The organism is Amycolatopsis iheyensis, from assembly GCF_024703995.1.
GTDB lineage: Bacteria > Actinomycetota > Actinomycetes > Mycobacteriales > Pseudonocardiaceae > Amycolatopsis > Amycolatopsis iheyensis.
In genome coordinates, this window is the sequence record NZ_JAMXQV010000003.1 from 385294 (window position 1) to 409503 (window position 24210).

The following is a 24210-nucleotide window of genomic DNA, read 5'->3' on the forward strand; positions in this document are numbered from 1 at the left end:
CCCCGGTGAAGGTGGCCCGCGCGGTCGTGCATCGAAGATGCATCGCAGTTACCGGTCAAGAACGGCGGAACCGCCCGTTCGCGTCTAGGGTTTGCAGAGACAGCGCGTCGGATCTGCATCGGAAGAGAGTCCCGGATGACCACAGTGCACCGCTCCGCTCCGGCCCCGCTGGTGCTGGCGGGGTTCGTCGCCGCGGTGGCCGTCGTGGCCGCGGTGGGCAGCCTGGCCGCGACGCAGTCACGCGCCGTCTACTCCGGGTTGACCCAGCCGCCGTGGGCGCCGCCGTCGTGGCTGTTCGGTCCCGTGTGGACGGTGCTGTACCTGCTGATCGCGTTGTCCGGCTGGCTGTTCTGGCGCACCGGCGCCCCGCGGCGCGAGTTCGGCTGGTACGCGGCCGGTCTGGCGCTCAACATGGCCTGGACCCCGCTGTTCTTCGCCGCCGGCGCCTACACCGTCGCCCTGGTGGAGATCCTCCTGCTCGACGCCGTGATCGTGGCGACGGCGCTGGTGTTCCGGCGCCGCTCGGCCGCGGCCGCCGCGCTCCAGCTGCCCTACCTGGCGTGGACCCTCTTCGCGACGGCGCTCAACGCCGCCATCGTCGTGCTGAACTGATCGGAGTGCCCGAGTTGCTGCTCGACACCGTCCTCGATCGAGCCGTCGTCGGCTACTCGCGCCTGGGTTACGCGGTGCGCCGGCGCACGTGGGCGGCGGACGACCCCGCGCCGGACGCGCTGCGCGGCCGTGTCGCGCTGGTGACCGGCGAGAGTTCCGGGCTGGGCGAAGCGACGGCCACCGGTCTGGCCCGCCTCGGCGCCGAGGTGGTGCTGGTGGTGCGCGACCTCGGTCGCGGCGAGCAGGCACTCGCCCGGGTGCGCGCGCAGGTGCCGGCGGCGAAGGTCCGGACGGCTCGCTGCGACGTCTCCGATTTCGCTTCGGTGCGCGAATTCGCGGCCCGGGAGTCCCGAGTGGACGTTCTGGTGCACAACGCGGGGGTGTTGCCGCCGGAGCGCCGGGAGAGCGTCGACGGGCACGAGATCACCTTCGCCACGCACGTCCTCGGCCCGTTGCTGCTGACCGAGCTGCTGCGGCCGGCGTTGCGCGCGGCCGAGGACGGCCGGGTGATCTTCGTGTCCTCAGGCGGGATGTACACCCAGCGCCTCGCCGTCGACGACGCCGAATACCGGACCGGGACCTATCGCGGCGCCACAGCGTACGCGCGCACCAAGCGGATGCAGGTCGAGCTGACCCCGGTGCTCGCCGAACGCTGGCGGCCGGACGGCATCGCCGTGCACAGCACGCACCCCGGCTGGGCGGACACCCCGGGTCTGGCCGACTCGCTCCCGGCGTTCCGGCGGCTCGTCGGGCCCGCGCTGCGCACGGCGGCGGAGGGCGCGGACACGGCGGTCTGGCTGGCGGCGACCCGGCCGGGACCGCCACCGGGCCGGTTCTGGCACGACCGCCGCGCGCGCCCGGCACACCTGCTGCCCGGCACCCGGCCGCCGGCCGGTGACCCGGAGCGGCTGCTGCGCGACTGCCTGGCGGCCGTGGGCCGGTGAGCGCGGCTCCGCTGGTGATCACCCTCGCCGTCGACGAGCAGACGCAGGCGTCGTGGGACGAGTTGCGGCGGAGGTGGTTCCCGCCGGCCCGCCTGGTCGTCGGCGCGCACCTCACGCTGTTCCACGCGCTGCCCGGCGAGCACGAGGAAGCGGTGCTCGCCGAGTGCACGGCCCAGGTCGGCGCGACCGACCCCTTCACGTTCGAGGTCGACGGCGCCCGGTCGCTGGGCCGCGGCGTCGCGCTCGTGGTGCGTTCGCCGGAGCTGCTGACCCTGCACGCGCGGTTGCGGCGCCGGTGGGCGGAGTGGCTGACCCCGCAGGACCGGCAGCCGTTGAGGCCGCACGTCACGGTGCAGAACAAGGTCACCGCCGAGGTGGCGGCGGAGACCCTTGCGGTGCTGCGCGAGGAAACCGGGCCGCCGGCTGGGCTGGCGACCGGGCTTGCGGTGTGGCGTTATCTGGGCGGGCCGTGGGAGCCGGTCGGGCTGTTCGGGTTCGGACCGGGGTCGTTCGGCGGCCGGTGAGCGGGCTGCCGCGGTGCTGTGCGAGGAACCCGGCCGTGGGAGCCGGTCGGGCTGTTCGGGTTCGGACCGGGGTCGTTCGGCGGCCGCTGAGCGGCTGCGGGCTGCTCCGGTTCGGACCGGCTTCACTCCGCGGCCGGTGACCGGCGAGCGGCGTCCACAGTGGCCTGTCGCAACAGTGTCAGCGCTTGCTTGGCCGCCAAGGTGAACAGCCCCATGGTGATGTCCGGCTGGCCGAACACCACGAGCAGCAGCGACCCTTCGACCGGGAACACGCACACGTAGCCCGAACTGCCCTCGAACATCGCGCAGCGGGGTTCGCCGATTCCCGCCTGGGCGGTGAACTGCGTCGCGAGCCCGGCCGCCGCCGCCGACATCGCGGCGACACTGTCGGCTTCCACCGTCGTCGTGTCGCCGGCCAGGACCAGGCCGTCGTGGGTGGCCACCAGCAGACCGGCCACCTGGTCGACCTGGTCCCGGATCCTGCTCAGCGTCTCGAGCGTCCGGTCGGCGTCGAGGGGCGGCCGCATGACCGTCCGGTCCTGCGGCGGAACCGGGTTCACCACCGGTTGGCGGACCGGCAGCGGTGCGCGGAAGGACTGGTTGTGGGTGTCGGCACTCGTCATACGGACAGGCTGGTCTCGATGCGCTTGATGCTGTGGCGGGCGAGCGCCAGGTTCGCGCGCTCGCGGTCGAGGACGAGGTACAGGAACAGGGTGGAGTTGCCGCGGGCGGACAGCGGCCGGATCACGTGGTACTGGCGGTGCAACGTGATGAGGATGTCCTCGATGCTGTCGTCGAGCCCGAGGGAAGCCATCACCCGCAGCTTCGCCCGGACGACTTCGGTGTTGCCCGCCGCCGCGATGTCGAGGTCGAGCCAGTCGCCGCCACCCAGGGAACCGAGGGACATCCCGCTGTCGTAGTCGACCAGGGTCACGCCGACCGCTCCGGGAATGCTCATCGCTTCTTTCAGCGCCAATTCGATCGTCATGAAACGTGACGGTAAGTGTCCTCAGTAGTCAGGAGTACGACCGTTCGGAGCAACTGTTCCGGCACTTATTTTCCGGGTGACGACGCTGAGTGTCGATCGAAGTGAATCTGCAAGTTGCGGTAAGCAAAAGGCGGACGCGGGCGCGTCGCCGCGCCCGCGTCCGAAGTGGACGTCAGCTCTTCCAGACCACCGGCGACTTGTCGTAGTCGTCGCCCTTGTCGAACGTCGCGGCCCCGACCGCCTCGCCTTCGCGGGCGCCCTGCAGCGTGCACGTCTCGAACTTCGCGCCCGCCGTGCTGAAGTCCTTGCCCGCGGTCCCGGACTTGCACTGGTCGGTGCTGCCGGTGATGATCACGCCGGTCGACCGGCCGTCGGAGCCCAGGGCACGCAGCGAGATCGACGCGTAGGACAGGTCGGCGCCGTCCACGTTCTCGACCGTCGCGCGCAGGTAAAAGGGTGTGATCCCTTTTGCCTTGTCGCCATACCTCGCGAGGTCGGCGTTGGCGCCCTTCTCGATCGCCGTCACCGTGATCGCGATCGTGCCGGACTTGGTCGTGCCGTACTTGAACGGGACCACCGCGCGCTCACCGAGCTTCAGTTCGGTGCCGGGCTTCGTGACGTCGCCCGCCGGGGCCGCGGCGGTCTCCGAAGATTCCGGAGCCTCCGGGGAAGCCGAGGCGGGGGCACTGGAGGGGGCGGCGGGTGCGGCCTGACCGGTCTCCTCGCCGCACGCGGACAGCAGGAGGGTCGCGGCGCAGGCGGCGAGCAGGGCGGTGGTGCGGACGTGCTTCATGGATCTCCTCGGGCAGCCCCGCCGGACGGGTTCCGGGGGGAGTGCGGACCACCGCGGCCGCCCCCAGGACGGTCGCGGCGATCCGTACGGGGCGCCCTCGCGGCTCCGTCAGCGGGACGCTAACCCGCGCGCGCGACCCGTGGTGTGGGCTGTTCGCACCACACGGAGGTCACAGATCGTCCACGCCGATGAGGCCGTCCTGGATGGCCCGGGCGACGAGCGCGGCCTTCGTCGGCGCCTCCCGGCCGATGCGCGCGTACTTGACGCGGATCCGCTCGAGGTGGGAGTTCACCGTGCTGGCCGAGATCCCCAGCCGGTGCGCGACGAACTCCTTCGACTCCGACTGGAACCACTCGACGAGCACCTCGGCCTCCCGCGCCGACAACGCCGGCCGCGCCTCCGACCGGTCCCCGGCTAGCGCCCCGGCCAGCGACGGCGGGGTGTAGGGCCGGTCCTGCGCCGCCGCCCGCGTCGCCTCCACCAGGTGCTCGGCGCCTTCGGCCTTCGTCAGGTAGCAGAGCGCGCCGAGTTCGAGGCACTGCAACGCGACTTCGTCGTCGGCACGCATCGAGTAGACGACGACCCGGCGCCCGGCCTCGGCCAGCCGCCGCAGGTCCCCGAACGCCGGCGCCGGCCCGCCCAGGTGCAGGTCGAAGATCACCACGTCGGCTTCGGCGCCCGCGCCGAGCCACGCGACCTTGACGTCCTCGCCCTCGGCGACGACGTCGATCGGCGGGTCGCCGGCCGCCAGCCAGTACGCCACGCCGGCGCGCACCGCCGGGTGGTCGTCGACCACCGCCGCCCTCACTCGGGTCGCCACCGTGCCTCCATCCAGGTCTGTCCGTCCCGGGAGTGGGACGTGACGGGCACCGCCGCCGATCCGCTGACTTCGGCGGAACCGTCCGCGACCACGGCGACGCGCACCAGCTCGGGTGTCCGCAGCACGCTGACGCGCGCCCGGGTCCGGGCGGCGGCCAGCGCGGTGAGCACCGGCCCGGTCAGGTCGCGGCGGACGTTCGCCGGGACGTCGACGACGTCGCCGCTCACCGCGAGCGCCACGGCGACCCCACGCCGCTCGGCGACGTCGAGGCAGGCGGTGACCTCGTGCACCAGGGGGTCGGGCACGTCGTCGTTCTCGGCGAAGAGCCGTCGCAGCTGCGCCGCGGCGATCGAACAGCGGGCGCGGGCTTCGGCGGTGCGCGGGTCGACGGTGCCGTCGGCGAGCCCGGCCAGCAGGGGCAGGGTCGCGCCGAGCTGCTCGGCGAACCCGGTCCGCAGATCGCGCCCGGCCTGGGCGGCGAGCGCGGCCCGGGTGGCCAGGCGTTCTCGTTCGGCATCGGCCGCGGCGGCTTCCCCGGCGCGGCGGTCGAGCAGCCGGATCAGCCCGATGATGGCGAGCTGGAAGGCGGTGACGGCGAACAGCACGATCGCGGCGTCGCCGAGTTCGGTGCGGGTGGGGGTCCCGGCGAGCAGGAACTGGGTGACGCTGGCGGCGACGTGGACGCCGAGCGCGGCCACCAGCGCGGGCACCCGGTCGGCGAGCAGGACGAGCAGGTGCCACCCGACGAGCCCGAACGACCAGTGCGGCTCGCGGAAGAAGGAGTCGGGCGGCAGCGCGGCGGTCGCGACGGCGGAGGCGCCCAGGACAACGAGGGTCCCACCGGCGGCGACGGCGACGGGAAGCGGCTTGCGGCGCAGGATCCAGATCGCGCAGAGGGCGGTGACCCCGGCGAGAGCGACGTAGGCGAGGTCGGCGGCGAGGGGTGGGCGGTAGGCGGAATGGTGGCGGAGCAGGGGAGCGAGGCTGAGGCCGGGCTGGATGATCGCGGTGACCCCGAGCAGGACGATCCGGATGGCGGCGGCCAGGCGGATCGCGGGATCGGTGGGGGTCGGGTGTGCGGCAGCGGCTCCGGCGAGCGGGGGCGCAGGTGCGGGCTCCGCGGGGTGGGCGGGCGAGGCCGCGGAACTTCCTTCGGCTCCTGCGGCCGGCCGCGCCGCAGGAGCGGTGGGCTGAACCGCCGGCTCAGCCGAGCCGGCCACCCCGCCACCGTCGTCCGCGGCCGGCTCAACCACGGGACCACCTCAAGGTCACCGTCGTCCCGGCGCCGACCGCTGACCGGACCTCCGCCGTCCCGCCGGCCGCGCGCATCCGCTCGACCACCGATCCCCGCACCCCACGCCGTGCCGCGGGCACCGACGACGGGTCGAACCCCGAGCCGTCGTCCGCGATCGTCACCACGACCCCGCCCGGCAACGCCGTCAGCCGCACCGACACCGAAGCCGCGCCCGAGTGTCGTTCCGCGTTGCGCAACGCCTCCTCCGCCGCCCGCACCAGCGCGAGCGCGGCCGAAGCCGGGATCAGCGGCACCTGCTCCCACACCGCGTCGACCGGCAACCCCCGCCCAGCCAAGGTCGCGCGCAGCCCGGCCTCGAGATCGACGGGCGTGTCCTCCTCACGATGCGACCCAGTCAAGATGGCCAGATCCCGAGCCGCGTAGCCCGCCACCGCGGCCGGGTCCGCGGCCGCGCCCGAAGCCACCGCGAGAAAAGTCGCCGATGCCGTGTCGTGCAACAGGGCCAAGTACTCCCGCTCACGACGACGGCGGTCCCGATCCAGGGCCTCGGCCTGCTCGAGCGCGGCCTGCTCGGCGCGTACGGCGTCCGTCCGCGCGGTCGACCGCACCAGCAGCACGAAGGCCGCCCGCGCGAGGACGCTCTCCACCACCACCCGCAGCGCGACCGGCAGCCAGTCCCCGCCCCCGGCGGCGAGCCCGACGGCCAGGAGCACCGCCAAAAACGGTCCCGTCCGCCGCGGCGGGTACTCCCACTGCCAGGTGATCGCGGTGATCGTCAGGACGTTCACCGCCCACAGGCTCGCCTCGCCGGGCACCGACGTCAGCCACGGCTGGCACGCGCCCACCGCGCCGGCCCGCAGGACCGACAGGGCGAACGACGGCCGGAAGACGTCGGCGGCGCTCGCGACCAGGCTCACCGCCAGCAGCCCGAACGCCAGGGGCAGCGCGTCCCCCGGCGCGGCGACCATGCCGAAGATCGCGACGACCGCGGCGGCCGCGGCCCGCACGGGCCCGGCGAACCGGGTGACGGACGCGCGGAACCGCTCCTCAACCGCCCCCGGGGCGCTGGCGGTCATCACACCCCCGGGAACAGCGGAAAACGGACGTTCTGTTTCTACCAGGGCAAGCCCGGGCTGATGAATATTGTCCATTAAGGCCAGAAAGCAAGCACTATCGAGCACTTGACATGCCCGGTTTTGCTCGCTTTACTGCTGAACACGTCGGAACGGACGCCCGACGTCAGAGGTACGCCCAGCCGGTATGTCGGCCGCCGCCGCGAGCCCGGACTGAGTCGCCAGGACGTGCTCGTGGTCCGAGGCGGGGTCGTGCCCACCACTCTCCGGAGTTCGAGGATGCCCTCTTCCCGCGTTCAGTTGCTGACCGGCGCCGCCCTCGCCGCCGTGGTCGTCGCCGGCACCGCGTGTTCCGCTTCCGCCGCCCCGGCCGCGGCCGTCACCCCACCGCCGGCCGGAGCCGGCTTCGACTACCAGATCGGCGGCGCCTACACCCCGGCGAGCGACGTCAAGGTCGTCAGCCGCGACCACACCGCCCAACCCGCCGCGGGCCGCTACAACATCTGTTACGTCAACGCTTTCCAGGCCCAGCCCGGCGCCGAGGGGGAGTGGGGTGACCTCCTGCTGCGCGACGCGAACGGCGACGTCGTCATGGACGAGGACTGGGGTGAGGCTCTCCTCGACCTCCGCACCGCGGCCAAGCGCGAAAGCGTCGCGGCCAAGGTGAACACCTGGGTCGACAACTGCGCGGCCAAGGGTTTCCAGGCGATCGAGCCTGACAACTACGACAGTTTCACGCGCTCCCAAGGACTTCTGTCCGACAGCGACGCCCAGGCCTACATCCGCCTGCTGTCCGCGCACGCCCACCAGAAGAACCTGGCGATCGGCCAGAAGAACACCTCCGAACTCGCCGGGCAGCGCCAGGCGAACGGCCTCGACTTCGCCGTCGCCGAAGAATGCGGCCAGCAGAAGAACTGCGGTGAGTTCACCCCGGCGTTCGGCGACCACGTGATCGTCATCGAATACACCGACGCGGGGCTGCGCACCGCCTGCGATCGCTGGGGCTCCCTCAGCATCGTCCGGCGCGACCACGACGTCGTCCCGAAGGGCGAAGCTGGCTACGTCCGCAAGACCTGCTGATGGACCGGCGCGGTTTCCTCCGCGGCGTCGGCGGCTTGACCCTCGGCGCGGCCGTGGCCGGGTGCGGCACGGCACAGAGTGCCGGTGGTCCGGTCACCGTCGAGGTCTGGCACGGCCAGACCGACACCGGCAAGAAGGTCCTCGACGAGCTCGTCGCCGGCTTCCACCGGACCCACCCCGGGATCCGGATCGACCTCGGCGGCGGCGTGCTCGCCGACGCGATGCTGCAGAAGGTCACCGCCGCGCTCGCGTCGGGGTCCTACCCGGACATCGCCTACGTCTTCGGGTCGGACCTGGCCAACGTCGCACGCAGCCCGCAGGTCGTCGACGTCACCGACCTCGTCGACGCCGGCCCCGGCTTCTGGGGACCGGCCCGCGAGGCGGTCACGGTCAATGGCCGGGTCCGCGCGGTCCCGGCGCTGCTCGACTCCCTCGCCGTGGTGTGCAACAAGGCGTTGTTCGAGAAGGCCGGCCTGCCGCTGCCCGAGGCGGGTTGGCGATGGTCCGATTTCGTGGCCACCGCGGGGAAACTCACCGATCCGGGCGGCGGCGTGTTCGGCACCGCCTGGCCGGCCACCGGCGACGAGGACACGGTCTGGCGGATCTGGCCGATGATCTGGGACCTCGGCGGTGACGTCGTGGCCGGGCGCGGCATCGGGTTCGCCGACCAGGGCGTGCGGGCGCTCGAAGTCGTGCGCGACCTCGCCGCGGCCAAGAGTGTCTACCTCGACCCGAAAACCGGCAGCGAGCAGATGTACCAGGCGTTCGAGAGCGGGAACATCGGCATGGTCGTCACCGGGCCGTGGCAGCTGCCCGACATCACCGACGCCGGGATCGACTACGCGGTCGTGCCGCTGCCGAGCTTCAGCGGCCGCCCGGTGACGATCTCCGGCCCGGACACCTGGACGTTGTTCGACAACGGTGAGGAGCGGGTCCGGGCGGCACGCACCTTCCTGTCCTGGTTGGCCGCTCCGGCGCAGGACGTCCGCTGGGACATCGGCGCGGGCAGCCTGCCGCTGAGTCCGCAGACGAAGAACCTGCCCGCGTGGCAAGAGAAAACGGCCGAGACGCCGGGCCTGCCGGCGTTCGTGGACGCGCTCGAGCACGCCCGCGTGCGGCCGATGCACCCGGCCTACCCCCAGGTGTCGGCGGCGATCGGGACCGCGATCGTCGCCGTGCTGCTGGGCCGCGCCACCCCGGCCGACGCCCTGCGCGACTGCGCCGCGGCCGCGAACGCCGCCCTCATCATCCCCCGCTAGGGAGCCGCCATGCCCGGACTGCCGTCCCCGATCACCCTCGCGCCCACCGCGCGCAGCCGTCGCCGCCGCGAAACCGCGGCCGCGTGGACCTACGTCTCACCCGCCGTGCTCATCATCCTCGGCCTCGGCGTGGTGCCCGTGGCGTGGTCGCTGCTGCTGTCCTTCCAGGCCGACGACCTCGTGACGCCGAGCCGGTTCGTCGGCGTCGACAACTACGCGGCGCTCGCCCAGGACCCGCACTTCGCGCAGGCGGTCGGCAACACCGTGCTGTACACGGTGCTCTACGTGCCGCTGAGCATCCTGTTCGGGTTCCTGCTGGCGCAGGCGCTGAACCGGCGCATCCGCCTGGCCGGGGTGTACCGGACGCTCGTGTTCGTCCCGTTCGTGCTCTCGGCGACGGCCCAGGGTGTGCTGTTCTCGTTCATCCTCGACCCGCAGTTCGGCGCGGCCAACTCGGTGCTGCACCACCTCGGCGTGTCCCCGCAGGGGTTTCTGACCGATCCGGCGCAGGCGCTGCTGGTGCTGGTCGGGATCACGCTGTGGAGTGGCACCGGGTTCTGCGTCGTGGTCTACCTGGCCGCGCTGCAGGACGTCCCGCCGTCGTTGGTCGAGGCCGCCCGGCTGGACGGCGCCGGGACCCTGCGGGTGCTGCGGCACGTGACGCTGCCCGCGGTCACCCCGGTGACGGCGTTCCTCCTCCTGTGGCAGCTGATCACGTCGCTGCAGGTGTTCGACCTGGTCTACGTGACGACCAAGGGCGGCCCGCTCGGCTCGACGACGGTGATCGTCTACTTCGTCTGGGAGCAGGCGTTCAAGAACTTCACCGCCGGCTACGGCGCGGCGTCGGCCTACGTGCTCGCGCTCGGCCTGCTGGTGGTCGTGCTCGCCGTGCGCGTGCTGCGGGGCCGGCGATGACCGCCCGGATCGGCAGCGTGCCCGCGCCGCGCGTGCTGCCCGCCCTGCGCCGGCCGCGGCTGCCGTTCAGCCCGTGGCACCTGCTGCTCGCGCCGCTCGCGCTGCTGTTCGCCGCGCCGCTGGTGTGGCTGCTGCTCGGGTCGGTGATGAGCAACGCCGAGATCAACCGGTTCCCGCCAGCGCTGTGGCCGTCCCATGTGGACTGGGCGGGCTACCGGTACGTGCTCGACAACGCGTTGTTCGTGCGCTGGTTCACGAACTCGCTGATCGTCTCCGCGGTGACCGTGGTGTCGAACCTGCTGTTCGGCACGCTCGGCGGGTACGCGTTCGCGCGGATGCGGTTCGCCGGCTCGCGGGTGCTGCTCGCGCTGATGGTCGCGACGATGGCGATCCCGTTCCAGCTCACCATGATCCCGACGTTCCTGGTGATGAAGCAGCTGGGCCTGATCGACAGCCTGGGCGCGCTCATCGTGCCGTCGCTGGTCACGCCGTTCGCGGTGTTCCTGCTGCGCCAGTTCTTCCTCTCACTGCCACGGGAACTGGAAGAAGCCGCGTGGATCGACGGCTGCTCGCGGCTGCGCGTGCTGTTCACGATCGTGCTGCCGCTGTCGCGGCCCGCGTTGAGCACGGTGGCCGTGCTGACGTTCCTGAGCACCTGGAACGACCTGACCTGGCCGCTGATCGCGCTCAACCACGACACGACCTACACCCTGCAGCTGGGCCTCACGACCTTCCAGGGCCAGCACCACACGAACTGGGCCGCGGTGATGGCGGGCAATGTGATCACGGTGGCGCCGGTGCTGCTCGCCTTCCTCGGCGCGCAGAAGACGTTCGTCCAGTCCATCACCTCCAGCGGACTCAAGGGCTGACCATGCACCGCTTCGACCTGCTGGTGGTCGGCGACGCCAACCCGGACGTCATCGTCGGTCCACTGCGGACGGACCTCGCGTTCGGCCAGCGTGAACAGCTCGCCGCGACCGGCACCCTCACCCTCGGCGGCTCCGGCGCGATCACCGCCGCCGGCGCCGCCCGGCTCGGGCTGAAGGTGGCGATGGCCGGCCGCGTCGGCGACGACGAAGGCGGCCGGTTCGTCCGCGCCGCCCTCGGGGAACGCGGCGTCGACACGACGGCGTTGCGCACCGACCCGGACCGGCCGACGCCGCTGACCACGGTGCTGACCCGCGACGGCGACCGTGCCATCGTCACCGCGCCCGGCACCCTCACGACGACCACCGCGGCCGACGTCCCGCCTTCGCTGCTCGCCGAGGCGCGGCACGTCCACGCGTCGTCGTACTTCCTGCTGCCGAACCTCGCCGCCGACCTGCCCGCGCTGCTGCGCACCGCACGGGCGCACGGGGCGAGCACGTCCGTCGACACCAACGACGACCCGGCCGGCCGGTGGGACGTCGGTGACCTGCTGCGGGAGACGGACTTCCTGCTCCCCAACGCCGCGGAGGCCATGCGGCTGGCGGGTGCGCCCGGCGCGCGGGAGGCCGCCGCGGCGCTGGCTTCGCTCGGTCCGACCGTCGTGGTCAAGGACGGCGCCGACGGTGCCTTTGCCTGCCGCGACGGCGAATTCTCCTTCGCGCCCGGCGTCCCGGCAGCCGCCGTCGACACCGTCGGCGCGGGGGACAGCTTCAACGCCGGGTTCCTCGCCGGCGTCCTGGCCGGGCTGCCGCTCGCGACGGCGCTGCGCTGCGGCGTCGTCTGCGGCGGCTGTTCCGTCCGCGCCGCCGGCGGCACGGCCGGCCAGGCCACGTGGGACGACGTCCTCGTCCACCTCGAACGCACCGGATCGGACCGCACATGAGCCCCAAGATCACCTTCGTCGGCGCGGGCAGCGTCGTGTTCACCCAGGGCCTGCTGGCCGACCTGTTCGCCTACCCCGAGCTGGACGGCGTGCACATCTCCCTGCACGACATCGACCCGGAACGGCTGGCGACGGCACTGGGCGCAGCCCGGCGGATCGCCGCGGTCCGGGGTGTGAAGCCGGTGTTCACCGCCTCCCTCGACCGGCGGGAAGCGTTGACGGGCGCGGACTTCGTCGTGAACATCGTCCAAATCGGAATGGGGGCGGCCACCCGCACCGACTTCGAGGTCCCGGCGCGGTACGGCGTGCGGCAGACCATCGGTGACACCCTCGGCATCGGGGGGATCTTCCGCGCGCTGCGGACGTTCCCGTTCCTGGCGGAGCTGGGCCGCGACATCGCCGAGGTGTGCCCGGAGGCGTGGCTGCTGAACTACACGAACCCGATGGCGATGAACGTCCAGTACCTGAGCGAGGCCACCGGGCTGACCCGGGTCGTCGGGCTGTGCCATTCGGTGTATTGGACGGTGCACGGGCTCGCGGCGCTGGTCGGGGTGCCGTTCGAGGAGGTCACGTACGTCGCGGCCGGCGTCAACCACCAGGCGTGGGTGCTGCGGTTGGAGCACGGTGGCACGGATCTGTACCCGCGGCTGCGGGAGCTGGCGGCGTCCGACGAGCAGCTGCGGCGCCGCGTCCGCTTCGACATGTTCCGGCGGCTCGGGTACTACCCGACGGAGACCAGTGAGCACTCGGCCGAGTACGTGCCGTGGTACCTCGGGCATCCTTCCGAGGTCGAACGGCTGCGGCTGCCGATCGGCGCGTACCTGGAAATCGTCGCGGAGAACGAGGCCGAGTACGAACGCACTCGCCTGGCGGTCGCGGCCGATGGGCCGCTGCCGGTGGAGGGGACGGAGGAGTACGCGCCGCAGATCGTGCACAGCCTGGTCACCGGCACGCCGCGGACGGTGTACGGGAACGTCGTGAACCGGGGGCTGATCGAGAACCTGCCGTCGGGTGGGACGGTCGAGGTGCCGTGCCTGGTCGACGGGACCGGCGTCCGGCCGACCCGGATCGGCGCGTTGCCGCCGCAGCTGGCGGCGGTGAACCGGACCTACCTGAGTGTCAACGACCTGGTGGTGCGCGCGGCGCTGGAGGACGACCCGCGGCACCTCCGCCACGCGGCGATGATCGACCCGGCGACGGCGGCGGCGTTGCCGGTGGAGCGGATCTTCGAGCTGTGCGACGACCTCGTCCGCGCCCACGGCGACCGGCTTCAGCCAGGGTTGCGGGTGACGCTCGGCAGCTGACGGTCCCGTCCCACCCCTGCCGCAGCGGTCGTGGGGGGTGGGGGGGGGGGGGGGGGCCCCCCCCCACCACCCCAAACCACCCCCCGGGCCGGGGGGGTGGGGGGGTGCCCCGCCCCCCCCCTGCCGCAGTGGTCGTGAGTGTTCAGGGCGGTTAGACCCGCCCTGAACACTCACGACAACCCAGCCACGGGCCTGGTCTGGTCAGGGGATCGCGGCTTCGATCCGGGCCAGCTGCGCCGCAAGCAGCTCTTCGAACGCCGCGCCCCGATCCGCTCCGAGCGGCTTGATCTCCCGTCCGTAGTGCGCCAGCGCCGGGAACTTCTCGGGATCCGCCCCGAGCACCGCGACCCGGAACAGCTCCAGCCCCTGTTCGTGCTCCTCCGGCGTGACCGTGCTGACCCCCGCCTCCGAGGCGATGAGCGCCGCGATGAGGATCGCCAGCCGGTGGTACAGCGCCGGGACCTGGTCGTCCGGCACGCCGGCCGCGCGCAGGGCCTGCAGCACTTCCTCCATGACCAGCCGGGATCCCGCGCCACCCGAGGCGTAGCGGCCCCAGATCGCCGCGATCTGGGGCTGCTGCCCGAACGCCTCCCGCAGCCGCAGCGCCAACCCCGTCAGCCGCTGCTTCCAGTCGCCCTCGGGGTGGTAGCCCTCCATCGCGCTCAGCAGGATCCGGTCGGCGACCGCGCGCACCAGTTCCGTCTTGGTGCGGAAGTGCCGGTAGAGGCTCGAAGAGTCCGTCCCGAGCGCCGCGGCGAGCTTGCGCACGCTGAACGACTCGGCGTCGCTCGTGCGCAGCAGCTCCGCCGCCGTCTCCAGGATCTCCTCGGTCGTCCATCGCCTGCGGCCGGTCATCGCACCCCTTTCGTCGACACCAGCATAACCTATGCACTTGCTGTTGCACGCGGTGCGTGCATAATGCGGACATGCAGATCCTCGACTCCGCGGCGCTGTCCGCCGCCCTCGAAAGAATCCACGAAGCCGGTGTCCCGGGCGTGTTCGCCGAAGTGCGCGACGGTGACGACGTCTGGCGCGGCGCGGCCGGCGTCGCCGACCTCGACACCCGAGCGCCCGTCACCGCCGAACTGCGCCACCGCGTCGGCAGCATCACCAAGACCTTCACCGCCGCCGCCGTCCTGCGGCAGGTCGAGGCCGGCCGGCTCGGGCTCGACACCCCGGTCGCGCGCTACCTGCCGAAGCTCGTCCCGGGCGACACGATCACCGTCCGGATGCTGATCAACCACACCAGCGGCCTCGCCGAGTACCTCCCGTACGCCTACCCCTCGCTCAAGGCGTTCCCGGACCTGGCGAACACCACGCCCCAGAGCTTCGACGACCACCGGTTCACCCGGTTCGACGCCCTCGAGCTGATCCGGCTGGGTGTCGACGCGCCGAGGACCGGCAACCCGGGCGGCTCACCGGGGTTCTACTCCAACACCAACTACCTGCTCCTGGGCGAGCTCCTGGCCCACGTCACCGGCACGACGGCCGAGGACTGCATCACCCGCGACGTCATCGAGCGCGCCGGCCTGCGGGACACCGGGTTCCCGACCGGCACCGAGGTCGAGGGCCCGCATTCGCGGCTCTACGAATCGTGGTTCGGGTTGCTCGACCCGCCGCGCGACTACAGCGTCTTCGACATGTCGTGGGTGGGGCCGGCCGCCGCGCTGATCTCGACCGTCGCCGACCTCAACCGCTTCTACCGCCTGCTGCTCGACGGCGAGATCGTCAGCCAGGAGTCGCTGGCGCAGATGCGGAACACCGTCAAGGTCGTCTCCCAGGAAGGCCGGATCATCGACTACGGCCTCGGCCTGCACCCGGCGGAAACCCCCGGCGGGCCGGGTTTCTGGGGCCACGGCGGCACGGTCTGGGGCGGCGGCGCGCTCGCCATGACCCACGCCGAAGACCGGCGGCAGCTGGCCCTCGCGGTGAACCGGCAGCGCTGGAACGAGCTCGACGACGCCGGCCGCCCGCAGCCGCACCCCATCGACCACGCGCTCGCGGCGTTCACCCGGCTCGCGATGGGACAGGGATGAGCGGGCGCGTCCAGGCGGCGCTGGGGACCGGGCTCGTCCTGACCGTCGCGGCGGCGGTCTACCCCTTCGCCGACCGCGACCTGCTGGCCGGGCACATCCGGGCCGGCTACCCGGCCTACACCGGCGCGCAGGTCGACCAGGCCGTGAGCACGTCACTGGTTCTGCTGGCGGTCGTCGGCGCGCTCGGTGTCCTCGGCTGGCTCGCGACGATCGGCGTGGTGCGGGCGGGCAAGCGGTGGGCGCCGCCGGCCGCGTCCGTGCTGCTCGTGCTCGGCGCCGGGGTCGCGCTGACCGTGCTGCTCGTCCGGGACACCTCGGGCGACACCGGTTTCCCGGCCGTGCTGGGCTGGGCCGGGCTGGCTCCGTGCGTGGCCGGTGTGGTGGCGGTCGGTCTCATGTGGACTCGGCGGCCCGCGCGCTGACTCCGCCTGCCGCGGCGGTGGCCGTGCGGTGTCAGGGGTGTGTCAGGCCGCTCCGTGATCGTGGTTCCCATCAGGACGAACCCGCACCCCAGGAGCGACACGATGACCGTCTTCACCACCCCCGCCCCGATCACCGCCACCCTCACCACCGCCGGCGCCCGGATCCACGTCGCGGCGAGCGAGCGGGCCGACACCGTCGTCCGGGTCGAGCCGATCGACGCCGGCAGCAAGTCCGACGTCAAGGTCGCCGAGCAGACCCGGGTCGAGTTCGCCGACGGGCAGCTGTCGGTCGAGACGACCAAGTCCGGGGCCAAGAACGGCTCGGTCGCCATCACGATCGAGGTGCCGGCCGGCTCGAAGCTCGCGCTGAACACGGCGTGGACGGACGTGCGCGCCGCGGGCCCGCTCGGCGACTGCGCGCTGGCCGTGGCTTCGGGCCAGGTGCAGCTCGAGCAGGTCGCCGCCCTGCGTGGCCGCCTCGCGGCCGGCGGGGTGGCGGTCGGCCGGGTCACCGGCGCCGCCGACATCGACGGCGGCGCGGCCGCGGTCCGCGTCGGCGAGGCCGAGGGCGTCTTCACGTACGAGGGCTCTTCCGGGGCGCTCTGGATCGGCCACGCGCACTCCGACGTCAGCCTCACCGGCGCCGGCGGCAGCTTCGACGTCGACCGCGCCGACGGCGACGTCGTGGCCAAGGCGGGCCACTGCCCGATCCGCATCGGCGTGCTGTCGCGCGGTGAAGCGGAGCTGGTGAACGCCGCCGGCGGCATCGAGATCGGCGTCAGCGAAGGCAGCACCGCGTCGGTGGACGCGGACAGCACCAAGGGCGCCGTGCGCAACACCCTGCCGCAGCAGACCGGCGGCGAGCAGGTCAGGATCCACGCCCGCACCCGGCTCGACGACATCGTCATCCACCGCGCGGGCTGAGTCCTTGTCCCGCGGGGCCGCCCCCTGCCAGGATTCCGCCATGGGGGACGAACCGAACACCGTCGTGGACCGCATCGCCGAAGCCGTGGGCTGGACCGGGGCGGTCGCGCCGAAGTACGACTGGGACCACGTCGAGAAGCGGCTGAAGACGCCGTTTCCCGCCGACTACCAGGCTTTCATGGCCCGGTTCCCGTCGTGCTTCTTCCGCGACTCGCTCCGGCTCTGGAACCCGATCCAGAACACCGCGGGCCTGCGGCGGTTCACCGAGGACTTCACCCGCCACCTGGCGAACGTCAACGAAGGCCGCGAGTACTACCCGGAGATCCCGGCGGCCTTCCCGCAGCCGGGCGGGGTGATCCCGTTCGCCGACGACGCGGCCGGCGGAGTGCTGTTCTGGTCACCGCGGACGGCGGACCCGGACGGCTGGCACGTGGTGTACCAGAGCAGCAGCCTTCCCGACGTCTGGCGGAGCACCCGCCGCTCGATGACCGCGGTGCTGCTCGAGTTCGCCACCAGCCGCAGCACCCGCAACCTGCTGCGGTGGGACATGTCCGGAAAGGACCGTTCGATCGAGCTGTTCTGACGGCTCAGCCGGCCAGTCGGACGGCCTCGCGGTCGAACCCTTCGGGCCAGACGGTCTTCTCGTCCACGAGGGCCCCGGTCAGATCGGCTTCGTCGAGGTTGCGGGCCCGCAGGTCGGCGCCGCGCAGGTCGGCCCGCCGGAAGTCCGCGCCGGCGACGTCGGCGTCCGCGAAGTTCGCGCCGCGCAGCACGGACCCGACGAACCGGGCCTGGATCGCCCGCGTCCCGCCGAAGTCGGTGTGGCACAGGTCGGACTTGTCGAACTTCGCGCCGACCAGCCAGGAACGGGCGAGGTTGGCGTGGCGGATCTGCGCGTCGAGGAGCTTCCCGTGGTCGAGGTTCGCGCTGCGGAGGTCGACGCGGGAGAGGTAGAGCCGCAGTGCGTCCGGCGCCGGAGTCCGGCGGCAGAGCACGTTCACGCAGGCTTGGACGTCCGGCGCCCGGACGTAGAGCCACGGCAGCGATCCGGCGTCCGGCGCGCTCTCCCCGGGCCACGGCGCGTGGCGGCGGATGAACGCGGCCAGGATGTACTGCACCTGCGGCCGGTCCGCCGCGGAGTTCCTCGCGACGCGCTCCAGCGCGTAGATCCCGCCGATCCGCACGTCGATGTTGTCGCTGCCGAGCTGGTCGATCGCGCGGGTGAACCGCTCGGTGACCTGGCCTTCCCGGTTGACCTGCACCTGCCGCCAGGTGGCCACGGCGCCGGCGATGACCAGCAGCCCGGCGACGGCCTGCAGCAGCGTGGCGCGGACGTTGTTCTGCAGCTGCGACTGCGCTTGCTGCAACTGGATCCGGGCATCCGCGGTGGACACCGCGCGCAGCTCGGCGTCCGTGAGCCGCGGGTACAGCAGTGGTGGCACCAGGAGCAGCGCGGCGAGGACGACGACCACGAAGGCGGTCACCCCGGCTGCCAGGGACCAGAAAGCTTTTCGCGTCACGGGAAGACGCTACCGGTCACCCCGTGCGCCGCGGGCCACTGCCGTGAGCAACGTCGTCAGCTGCTCCCGGAAGCGCAACGCGCTGTGCGCCCACCGCGGCACCTCCTCGTACAGCTGCCGCAGCGTCGGTGACGGTCGCGAAAGCTGGAACAGGTAGGCCGCGCAGCTCATCGCCGCCGTCAGGACCGTCCGGGCTCCTTCGGTGTCCAGGCCGGCGCCGGTCTCGACCAGTGCCGCCGTCATCGCGTCGAACGCTTCGGAAGCCGCCGTTTTGTACTGGCGGGCGCGCTCCAGACGGACCGCGCCTTCCAGGCTGAGGCCCACGTGCGTCTGCAGGTCGCAGAACAACGGCAGCTCGTCGAGCGAGCGGCTGACGACGTCGGCGACCTCGTCGGCGCTCAGGCGGCGGCCGTCGATCAGGGCGAGCAGGTGGGTCCGCCAGCCGGCCCAGCCCTGTTCGGCCAGCTCGAGCAGGAGCTCCTCGCGGGATTCGAAGTACCGGCGCAACGCCGAGGGGTGCAGGCCGACGCGGGTGGTGACCTCGGTGAGCGTGACTTCGCGCACGCCGCGCTCGCCCGCGAGCTCGCGGGCGGCCGTCAACAGGGCTGTCTTGCGGACCTCTTTGTCCTGGTCGGAGCGGGCGCGCTGCCGTGGCTGAGTCACGCCGCCCACGATAACGCAAGCGCTTTGACTTAACTCGGCAGCGGAGTTATGTTCGAGTTAACGCACGGACGTTGCGTTAAATGAGGAGCTTCCCATGAGTTCAGTGTTCTTCGTGACCGGCTCGTCGCGCGGCCTCGGCCGCCGGATCGTCGAGCAGGCGCTCGCCGCCGGGCACCAGGTCGTCGCCACCGCCCGCGACCCGCGGGCCCTCGACGACCTCGCGGCCCGCTACGGCGACCGGATCCACGTCGAGGCGCTCGACGTCACCGACGCCGCGGCGGCCGAAGCCGCGGTGACCGCCGGGATCGCCGCCTTCGGCCGGCTGGACGTCGTCGTCAACAACGCGGGCCAGGGCGACCGGGTGTCGCTCGAGGACACCACGCTGGACGTCTTCCGCCGCCAGATCGAGACGAACTTCCTCGGCACGGTCTACGTGACGAAGGCCGTGGTGCCGGTGCTGCGCCGCCAGGGCGGCGGCCGGATCATCCAGATCTCGTCGGTGGGCGGCCGCGTCGGCAGCCCCGGCATGACGGCCTACCAGTCCGCGAAGTGGGCGGTCGGTGGGTTCACCGAAGCGCTGGCCGCGGAGGTGGCGCCGCTGGGGATCAAGCTGACCGTCCTCGAGCCGGGCGGCATGCGCACCGACTGGGGCGGCGCGTCGATGGCGAACCCGCCGGTCAGCGAGCCGTACGAGGCGACGGTCGGCGCGTCGGCCCGCGCGATGGCCGACTTCGAGCAGCACGCGAACAGCGACCCTCGCAAGGTCGCGGACCTCGTGCTGACGGTCGCGGCGCTGGACGACCCGCCGCTGCGGTTGCTGGTGGGCAGCGACGCGTACGAGTTCGGCCGCGAGGCGTGGCAGCACCGCGTCGACACCGACGCCGAGTGGGCTGAGTTGAGCAGTTCGACTGACCACGCTGAGTCGGGTGACGCCTGGCGTCGGCAGCGGGGTGCGAGCTTGCCCGACTTGCGGGCCTGAGCCGGCCGACGTTCGACTTCGCCGGCTCGGCACGGCTCGGCCCTGCCTCGCGGCGGTTTGGCCCCCAACCCGGCTCGGCCTCGCGGCGGTTCGGCCCGGCCCCCGACCCGGCTCGGCCCGGCCCCCGACCCGGCTCGGCCCGGCCCGGCCTCCGAGGTGGCTCGGCCCGGCCGGCTCGGCCTGCCCCAGCCCGGGGCCCGGTCCAACCCGAGCCGCCGCGGGACGGCGACGGTTGCGAGTTCAGCCGGAGGCTCCGCGGACCGTGCCGAACCGGGTGACCGACTCCAACGGGTGGTCGGAGGTTCCGACCGGCCGATTGGTGGGTAGCCCACAGGTGTGAGGCTGAGCAGGCCCTGCCTGCCGGACTAGTGAGAGGTGATCACATGACCCAGGGCGATGCTCCGGTCGGACGATCGGTGAAGACGGCGGCTGCCGGCGTTCGGGATCTCGCCGCGGAAGCCGCGCGCGTGGGGGCGGCCGCGGCCGCGCGGGCGGTGGAGATCACCGACCGGAAGCTCTCCGAGAGCGCCGATGAACTGGCGAAGGTCGGTCGTTCGGCCACGAAGGACTTCGACAAGAGCACGCGCTCCTCGCGCCGTGACGTGCTGAAGCACTCCGTCGCCGCGCGGGACGAGGTGCTGGCGCGGGCCGGCAAGATGCGCGATCCCGGCCGGAAGGCCGCGCTGGCCATCGCGGTGGTGGCGGGCTCGACGGGGGAGTCGTCGCGCAAGCGGCGCAAGGCCGTCGCGACCGCGAAGCGGGATCTGGCCGTCGCGCTGGAGGAAGCCAAGAGCGTGGCGCGTGGGGAACGCGGCCGGCGGTCGCGCTGGCCGTGGCTGCTCGCGGCCGGTGTGGTGGCCGCCGCGGTCGTCGCGGTCGTGCAGGTCCGGCGGTCGAACCCGCTGGTCGAGCAGGACCACCTCGAGCCCGGCGACAAGACCGAACCGCCCGCGAAGCCGGTGGCCGAGACGCCGGCCGCGCCCGGCAAGCACGAGGCCACGAAGCCGGTGGCCAAGCCCGCGCCGCCGAAGCCGAGCCCGGCCAACGGGCACGCGCCGGCCGGTCACAAGGCGAAGTAGCCCGAGCCGGGGCGCCGCCGAACCGGTGGCGCCCCGGCCTCACGGCGGCGGGATGCGAGCGGTGATCTCCGCCGGGGCGTGCGGGCAGTCCTCGAGCTTGAGCGGGCACTCCAGCGCGTGCTCGATGAGCTCCTTCGCCGCCTGCGCCTCCTCGATCCGGCGCTCCAGCACGCCCAGGTGCCGGCGCAGCACGGTCTTGTCCCCGCCCGAGGCCAGGAACTCCGCGACGTCCCGCAGGCCGACGCCGACCTCCTTGCTCATCAGGATGAGCGCGATGCGGAACAGGTCGTCCTCGCCGTAGCGGCGCTGCCCGCCGGCGTCCCTGGCCGGCGCGAGGAGACCCACGCTTTCCCAGTGCCGCAGCACGTGCGTCGCCAGCCCGAACCGACGGCCGAGTTGCCCGATGGTCAGCTCGCTTGACTTCATGTGCACATTAACCGGCACAGTGCGGGCCATGAGCAAACTCTTCCTGTCCGGCACGGTCGACGCGGTCGAGGACGTCACCGCGCGGATGCGCCGGATCCGGCTCACCGGCGTGCCCGGCCTGCGCTGGACGCCGGGCCAGCACATCCGGGTGCGCGTCGGCACGCTGACCCTGCGCACGTACTCGATCTGGGAGTACGACGACCACCTCGACCTCTGCGTCCTCGACCACCCCGGCGCCGGGCCGGGCGCGCGCTGGGCCCGCGAGGTCCGCCCGGGCCAGCGGGTCTCCTTCCTCAAGCCCGAGGGCCGGCTCGTGCCGCAGGACGACGCGCCGTACCACCTGTTCGCCGGGGACGCGACCGCTTCGGTGGCGTTCGGCGCGATGCTGCGCGCGCTGCCCGCCGACGCGGCAGTCCATTGTGTCCTCGAGGCGGCCGACCGGCTGCCGATGCCCCGCGAGGTCACCTGGACGGACAACCTGCTCGACACCCTCACCGCGCTCGACCTGCCGGCGGAGCCGGGCGTCGCCTACGTCGCGGGTGAGGCGCGCGTGTGCCAGGCCGCCCGCCGCCACCTGGTGTCCGACCGCGGCTGGCCGCGCCGCTCGGTCGTCGTGAAGCCGTTCTGGGCACCGGGAAAGCGCGGCATGGACTAGGACCGGACAAGAATTGTCGCCGTGCGCACGACATCTGGTGTTCGCACGGGCTCAAGCACGCGCGCATAGCGTCCGGGGCGCTCGAGAACTCTCCCCGGAAACCTGATGAGGCAGATCATGCGCGAAAACCAGGCGGGCCCCAACCGACGGTCCTTCCTGCGCAACGCGGGGCTGGCCGGTGTCGGCGCGACGGCGCTGGGCGCGCTCGGCGTCACACCGGCCGAAGCGGACACCGCGGAACCCACGAACCGAGGCCGCGGCCGGTGGCGCCCGGACGGCGAGAGCCGCCAGTTCACCGTCGCCGTGATGCCCGACACCCAGTACCTCTACTGGGGCAGCCAGAACAGCCTCAACCCGGAGCCGCAGGAAGCGTCGCTGCGGTACGTGATCGACAACAGCGGCAAGCCGGACGCCAACATCGTCTTCCTGGCCCACCTCGGCGACTTGACGCAGGACGCCGACGTCACCTCGTTCCAGGCCGTCGGCAAGACGTTCGAGATCGCCGACTCGGCCGGCGTCGCCTACAGCGTCCTCGCGGGCAACCACGACGTCTCCGGGGACGACACGCGCGGCAGCACGCCGTACCTGCAGACGATGGGCCCGCAGCGGTTCCGCCGGCAGAAGTCGTTCGTCGGCGCCGACACCAGTGGCTACAACACCGCGCACGTCTTCCGCGCGGCCGGGCAGGAGTGGCTGCTGCTGGCCATGGACTGGCGCACGTCGGCCGCGGGCTTCGCCTGGGCGAACGACGTCATCAAGAAGCACCCGAAGCTGCCGGTGATCCTCACCTGCCACGAGATCGTCGCGCCGACCTACGGCGACGAGGTCTACCCGTACGAGTCCGGCGACCCCGAGCGCAACGCCGAGTTCAGCGGCTACGGCCAGACCGTGTGGGACACGCTGATCAAGGACAACGACCAGATCTTCCTCACGCTCAACGGCCACTACTGGCCCTCGGGCCGGGTGACGAAGCAGAACACCGCCGGCCACGACGTGCACCTGCACATCACCAACTACCAGAACCGGTACATGAGTGGCGGCGGCATGCTGCGCCTCTACCACTTCGACCTCGAGCGCAACACCATCGACGTCGAGACGATCTCGCCGTGGATCCTCGAGAAGGACCCCGCGAAGCGCAACCGCATGGAGGTCCTGGAGTCGCGGCTCACCACCGCCGTCGACCGGTTCTCGATCCCGTTCGACTTCGAGCAGCGCTTCGCCGGCTTCATCCCGGTGCCGGCCCGCCCGGCGCGCCCGGCGGGCAAGGTACTGGTCCCGGGCACGCTCGCGTACTGGCGGTTCGACAACGTCGGGGCGAACGGCAGCCCGGTCACGGCCACCCAGCGGGTGCGCGACCTTTCCGGTCGCGGCAACGACCTCACGCTGCAGTCCGTCGCCGGCACCGCCCCCGACGCCCTGACCTGGACCGACGACCACCACCCCGACCAGCCGGGCCACGCCAGCCTCCGGTTCGCGGGCGGCCGGAACCCGCTGCACGGCGCGTACTTGACCACGGGCACGCGGGCGCCGCTGAACACCGAGAAGTTCGACCGCGGCTACACCATCGAGACGTTCGTGAAGATCCCGCGCGACTGGGACGGCGGGAACAACGGCAACATGCCGGTCCTGGTCCGGCGCGGCGCGTCCGGCGACGCGGGCAAGCACGGCAAGAACACCGACCCGAAGGAGCCGGTGGCCCAGCTCATGACCACGAACAACGGTCGTGAGGTGCAGTTCAACCACTACCCGCTCAGCCAGACCTACCCGACCACCAACTGGAGCCACGGCCTGGCCGAGGACCAGTGGTGGCACATCGCGGTCGTCAACGACGGGCACCACACCAAGCTCTACGTCGAGAGCTCGCCGGTGGCCGACAACCCGTTCACCGATTCGGTCGGCATCGCTTCCCTCGGCCTCCCGTGGCTGCTCGGTGGCCACGAGTACGGCGGTGCGCTGGACAACGTGTTCCACGGCTGGATCGGCGACGTCCGGATCGTGAACCGGGCGCTGCGGCCGGAGGAGTTCCTGACCCGCTGACGCGCCGGCGGCGGGTGGCCCGGGTGGCCGCCCGCCGCCGCTGCCCGCACGGCCGGTGTGACCGGGGTCGGCTTGAGAGGATGGCCGGATCG

The 24210-nt window shown here is 72.5% G+C and carries 27 protein-coding genes; 17 read left to right on the forward strand and 10 right to left on the reverse strand.

Annotated elements, in window-relative coordinates; genetic code table 11:
* Positions 1–135: 135 nt before the first annotated feature.
* From M8542_RS09025 to M8542_RS09035, 3 genes are read left to right on the forward strand one after another with little or no spacing between them, the layout of a single operon-like run.
* Positions 136–612: a TspO/MBR family protein gene (locus tag M8542_RS09025; protein WP_257919575.1), complete on the forward strand. Its 477-nt coding sequence runs from the start codon at positions 136–138 to the stop codon at positions 610–612.
* A 5-nt stretch (positions 613–617) separates the two neighbouring features.
* The gene (locus M8542_RS09030) at positions 618–1556 is read left to right on the forward strand and encodes an SDR family NAD(P)-dependent oxidoreductase (protein ID WP_308210246.1); all 939 of its coding nucleotides are present in this window, start codon (positions 618–620) and stop codon (positions 1554–1556) included.
* Positions 1553–2080, forward strand: a complete 528-nt coding sequence (locus M8542_RS09035; protein WP_257919576.1) for a 2'-5' RNA ligase family protein — start codon at positions 1553–1555, stop codon at positions 2078–2080. The genes M8542_RS09030 and M8542_RS09035 overlap by 4 nt, the downstream gene beginning before the upstream one ends.
* A 122-nt stretch (positions 2081–2202) precedes the next feature.
* On the opposite strand, the gene M8542_RS09040 is transcribed toward M8542_RS09035, so the two are convergent.
* The 6 genes from M8542_RS09040 to M8542_RS09065 all read right to left on the reverse strand — a co-directional run bounded on the left by M8542_RS09040 (position 2203) and on the right by M8542_RS09065 (position 7012).
* A complete protein-coding gene (locus M8542_RS09040) occupies positions 2203–2703 on the reverse strand; it encodes a roadblock/LC7 domain-containing protein (protein WP_257919577.1) in 501 nt (166 codons plus the stop codon).
* Positions 2700–3068, reverse strand: a complete 369-nt coding sequence (locus tag M8542_RS09045; protein ID WP_257919578.1) for a hypothetical protein — start codon at positions 3066–3068, stop codon at positions 2700–2702. Before M8542_RS09045 ends, M8542_RS09040 begins: the two co-directional genes overlap by 4 nt.
* A gap of 172 nt (positions 3069–3240) precedes the next feature.
* The gene (locus tag M8542_RS09050) at positions 3241–3861 is read right to left on the reverse strand and encodes a hypothetical protein (RefSeq protein ID WP_257919579.1); all 621 of its coding nucleotides are present in this window, start codon (positions 3859–3861) and stop codon (positions 3241–3243) included.
* A gap of 169 nt (positions 3862–4030) precedes the next feature.
* Positions 4031–4681, reverse strand: a complete 651-nt coding sequence (locus M8542_RS09055) for a response regulator transcription factor (protein ID WP_257919580.1) — start codon at positions 4679–4681, stop codon at positions 4031–4033.
* A complete protein-coding gene (locus M8542_RS09060; RefSeq protein ID WP_257919581.1) occupies positions 4666–5934 on the reverse strand; it encodes a hypothetical protein in 1269 nt (422 codons plus the stop codon). Before M8542_RS09060 ends, M8542_RS09055 begins: the two co-directional genes overlap by 16 nt.
* Positions 5927–7012, reverse strand: coding sequence for a sensor histidine kinase (locus M8542_RS09065; protein WP_257919582.1), 1086 nt, complete (start codon positions 7010–7012; stop codon positions 5927–5929). Before M8542_RS09065 ends, M8542_RS09060 begins: the two co-directional genes overlap by 8 nt.
* 276 nt (positions 7013–7288) lie before the next feature.
* On the opposite strand from M8542_RS09065, the gene M8542_RS09070 reads away from it, so the two are divergent.
* The 6 genes from M8542_RS09070 to M8542_RS09095 are packed head-to-tail and all read left to right on the forward strand — an operon-like array spanning position 7289 to position 13377.
* Positions 7289–8089, forward strand: a complete 801-nt coding sequence (locus tag M8542_RS09070; RefSeq protein WP_257919583.1) for an endo alpha-1,4 polygalactosaminidase — start codon at positions 7289–7291, stop codon at positions 8087–8089.
* Positions 8089–9348 (forward strand): ABC transporter substrate-binding protein, encoded by a 1260-nt coding sequence (locus M8542_RS09075; protein ID WP_257919584.1) that lies wholly within the window; start codon positions 8089–8091, stop codon positions 9346–9348. Before M8542_RS09070 ends, M8542_RS09075 begins: the two co-directional genes overlap by 1 nt.
* Positions 9349–9357: 9 nt before the next feature.
* Positions 9358–10263: a carbohydrate ABC transporter permease gene (locus M8542_RS09080; protein ID WP_257919585.1), complete on the forward strand. Its 906-nt coding sequence runs from the start codon at positions 9358–9360 to the stop codon at positions 10261–10263.
* Positions 10260–11132 carry a carbohydrate ABC transporter permease gene (locus M8542_RS09085; RefSeq protein ID WP_257919586.1) on the forward strand — a complete coding sequence of 291 codons (873 nt, stop codon included), beginning with the start codon at positions 10260–10262 and terminating at the stop codon, positions 11130–11132. The genes M8542_RS09080 and M8542_RS09085 overlap by 4 nt, the downstream gene beginning before the upstream one ends.
* A gap of 2 nt (positions 11133–11134) precedes the next feature.
* Complete coding sequence (locus M8542_RS09090) at positions 11135–12073, forward strand: carbohydrate kinase family protein (protein ID WP_257919587.1); 939 nt, start codon at positions 11135–11137, stop codon at positions 12071–12073.
* The gene (locus M8542_RS09095) at positions 12070–13377 is read left to right on the forward strand and encodes an alpha-glucosidase/alpha-galactosidase (RefSeq protein ID WP_257919588.1); all 1308 of its coding nucleotides are present in this window, start codon (positions 12070–12072) and stop codon (positions 13375–13377) included. Before M8542_RS09090 ends, M8542_RS09095 begins: the two co-directional genes overlap by 4 nt.
* A 201-nt stretch (positions 13378–13578) precedes the next feature.
* Here the strand turns inward: M8542_RS09095 and M8542_RS09100 are convergent, their stop codons facing one another.
* A complete protein-coding gene (locus tag M8542_RS09100; RefSeq protein ID WP_257919589.1) occupies positions 13579–14232 on the reverse strand; it encodes a TetR/AcrR family transcriptional regulator in 654 nt (217 codons plus the stop codon).
* 71 nt (positions 14233–14303) lie between these two features.
* Here M8542_RS09100 and M8542_RS09105 point away from each other — a divergent pair, with 71 nt between their 5' ends.
* The 4 genes from M8542_RS09105 to M8542_RS09120 all read left to right on the forward strand — a co-directional run bounded on the left by M8542_RS09105 (position 14304) and on the right by M8542_RS09120 (position 17342).
* Positions 14304–15413 (forward strand): serine hydrolase domain-containing protein, encoded by a 1110-nt coding sequence (locus M8542_RS09105; RefSeq protein WP_257919590.1) that lies wholly within the window; start codon positions 14304–14306, stop codon positions 15411–15413.
* Positions 15410–15835: a hypothetical protein gene (locus tag M8542_RS09110; RefSeq protein ID WP_257919591.1), complete on the forward strand. Its 426-nt coding sequence runs from the start codon at positions 15410–15412 to the stop codon at positions 15833–15835. The genes M8542_RS09105 and M8542_RS09110 overlap by 4 nt, the downstream gene beginning before the upstream one ends.
* 102 nt (positions 15836–15937) lie before the next feature.
* Positions 15938–16759 carry a DUF4097 family beta strand repeat-containing protein gene (locus M8542_RS09115; RefSeq protein WP_257919592.1) on the forward strand — a complete coding sequence of 274 codons (822 nt, stop codon included), beginning with the start codon at positions 15938–15940 and terminating at the stop codon, positions 16757–16759.
* 40 nt (positions 16760–16799) lie between these two features.
* A complete protein-coding gene (locus M8542_RS09120) occupies positions 16800–17342 on the forward strand; it encodes an SMI1/KNR4 family protein (RefSeq protein ID WP_257919593.1) in 543 nt (180 codons plus the stop codon).
* Positions 17343–17346: 4 nt separating this feature from the next.
* Here M8542_RS09120 and M8542_RS49895 read toward each other — a convergent pair whose 3' ends face one another.
* Positions 17347–18279 (reverse strand): pentapeptide repeat-containing protein, encoded by a 933-nt coding sequence (locus M8542_RS49895; protein WP_308210247.1) that lies wholly within the window; start codon positions 18277–18279, stop codon positions 17347–17349.
* Between the two features lie 9 nt (positions 18280–18288).
* A complete protein-coding gene (locus M8542_RS09135; protein ID WP_257919594.1) occupies positions 18289–18942 on the reverse strand; it encodes a TetR/AcrR family transcriptional regulator in 654 nt (217 codons plus the stop codon).
* 94 nt (positions 18943–19036) lie between these two features.
* On the opposite strand from M8542_RS09135, the gene M8542_RS09140 reads away from it, so the two are divergent.
* Both M8542_RS09140 and M8542_RS09145 read left to right on the forward strand, forming a co-directional pair.
* On the forward strand, positions 19037–19921 hold the full coding sequence (locus M8542_RS09140) for an SDR family NAD(P)-dependent oxidoreductase (RefSeq protein WP_257919595.1): 885 nt from the start codon (positions 19037–19039) through the stop codon (positions 19919–19921).
* Between the two features lie 383 nt (positions 19922–20304).
* Complete coding sequence (locus M8542_RS09145) at positions 20305–21000, forward strand: hypothetical protein (RefSeq protein WP_257919596.1); 696 nt, start codon at positions 20305–20307, stop codon at positions 20998–21000.
* 39 nt (positions 21001–21039) lie between these two features.
* On the opposite strand, the gene M8542_RS09150 is transcribed toward M8542_RS09145, so the two are convergent.
* A complete protein-coding gene (locus M8542_RS09150; RefSeq protein WP_257919597.1) occupies positions 21040–21426 on the reverse strand; it encodes a MerR family transcriptional regulator in 387 nt (128 codons plus the stop codon).
* Positions 21427–21454: 28 nt separating this feature from the next.
* Between M8542_RS09150 and M8542_RS09155 the strand changes: the two genes are divergently transcribed.
* Both M8542_RS09155 and M8542_RS09160 read left to right on the forward strand, forming a co-directional pair.
* Positions 21455–22081, forward strand: coding sequence for a siderophore-interacting protein (locus tag M8542_RS09155; RefSeq protein WP_257919598.1), 627 nt, complete (start codon positions 21455–21457; stop codon positions 22079–22081).
* A 117-nt stretch (positions 22082–22198) separates the two neighbouring features.
* Complete coding sequence (locus M8542_RS09160) at positions 22199–24118, forward strand: LamG-like jellyroll fold domain-containing protein (protein ID WP_257919599.1); 1920 nt, start codon at positions 22199–22201, stop codon at positions 24116–24118.
* The last annotated feature ends 92 nt before the right edge of the window (positions 24119–24210 follow it).

Bases quoted from the DNA above. Each gene is read 5' to 3' on its own strand.
- M8542_RS09065 (WP_257919582.1), bottom strand. From the start codon at position 7,012: ATGACCGCCAGCGCCCCGGGGGCGGTTGAGGAGCGGTTCCGCGCGTCC.
- M8542_RS09080 (WP_257919585.1), top strand. From the start codon at position 9,358: ATGCCCGGACTGCCGTCCCCGATCACCCTCGCGCCCACCGCGCGCAGC.
- M8542_RS09105 (WP_257919590.1), top strand. From the start codon at position 14,304: ATGCAGATCCTCGACTCCGCGGCGCTGTCCGCCGCCCTCGAAAGAATC.
- M8542_RS09100 (WP_257919589.1), bottom strand. From the start codon at position 14,232: ATGACCGGCCGCAGGCGATGGACGACCGAGGAGATCCTGGAGACGGCG.
- M8542_RS09045 (WP_257919578.1), bottom strand. From the start codon at position 3,068: ATGACGATCGAATTGGCGCTGAAAGAAGCGATGAGCATTCCCGGAGCG.
- M8542_RS09050 (WP_257919579.1), bottom strand. From the start codon at position 3,861: ATGAAGCACGTCCGCACCACCGCCCTGCTCGCCGCCTGCGCCGCGACC.
- M8542_RS09095 (WP_257919588.1), top strand. From the start codon at position 12,070: ATGAGCCCCAAGATCACCTTCGTCGGCGCGGGCAGCGTCGTGTTCACC.
- M8542_RS09120 (WP_257919593.1), top strand. From the start codon at position 16,800: ATGGGGGACGAACCGAACACCGTCGTGGACCGCATCGCCGAAGCCGTG.
- M8542_RS09085 (WP_257919586.1), top strand. From the start codon at position 10,260: ATGACCGCCCGGATCGGCAGCGTGCCCGCGCCGCGCGTGCTGCCCGCC.
- M8542_RS09070 (WP_257919583.1), top strand. From the start codon at position 7,289: ATGCCCTCTTCCCGCGTTCAGTTGCTGACCGGCGCCGCCCTCGCCGCC.
- M8542_RS09025 (WP_257919575.1), top strand. From the start codon at position 136: ATGACCACAGTGCACCGCTCCGCTCCGGCCCCGCTGGTGCTGGCGGGG.
- M8542_RS09115 (WP_257919592.1), top strand. From the start codon at position 15,938: ATGACCGTCTTCACCACCCCCGCCCCGATCACCGCCACCCTCACCACC.
- M8542_RS09140 (WP_257919595.1), top strand. From the start codon at position 19,037: ATGAGTTCAGTGTTCTTCGTGACCGGCTCGTCGCGCGGCCTCGGCCGC.
- M8542_RS09145 (WP_257919596.1), top strand. From the start codon at position 20,305: ATGACCCAGGGCGATGCTCCGGTCGGACGATCGGTGAAGACGGCGGCT.
- M8542_RS09155 (WP_257919598.1), top strand. From the start codon at position 21,455: ATGAGCAAACTCTTCCTGTCCGGCACGGTCGACGCGGTCGAGGACGTC.
- M8542_RS09110 (WP_257919591.1), top strand. From the start codon at position 15,410: ATGAGCGGGCGCGTCCAGGCGGCGCTGGGGACCGGGCTCGTCCTGACC.
- M8542_RS09160 (WP_257919599.1), top strand. From the start codon at position 22,199: ATGCGCGAAAACCAGGCGGGCCCCAACCGACGGTCCTTCCTGCGCAAC.
- M8542_RS09090 (WP_257919587.1), top strand. From the start codon at position 11,135: ATGCACCGCTTCGACCTGCTGGTGGTCGGCGACGCCAACCCGGACGTC.
- M8542_RS09075 (WP_257919584.1), top strand. From the start codon at position 8,089: ATGGACCGGCGCGGTTTCCTCCGCGGCGTCGGCGGCTTGACCCTCGGC.
- M8542_RS09150 (WP_257919597.1), bottom strand. From the start codon at position 21,426: ATGAAGTCAAGCGAGCTGACCATCGGGCAACTCGGCCGTCGGTTCGGG.
- M8542_RS09040 (WP_257919577.1), bottom strand. From the start codon at position 2,703: ATGACGAGTGCCGACACCCACAACCAGTCCTTCCGCGCACCGCTGCCG.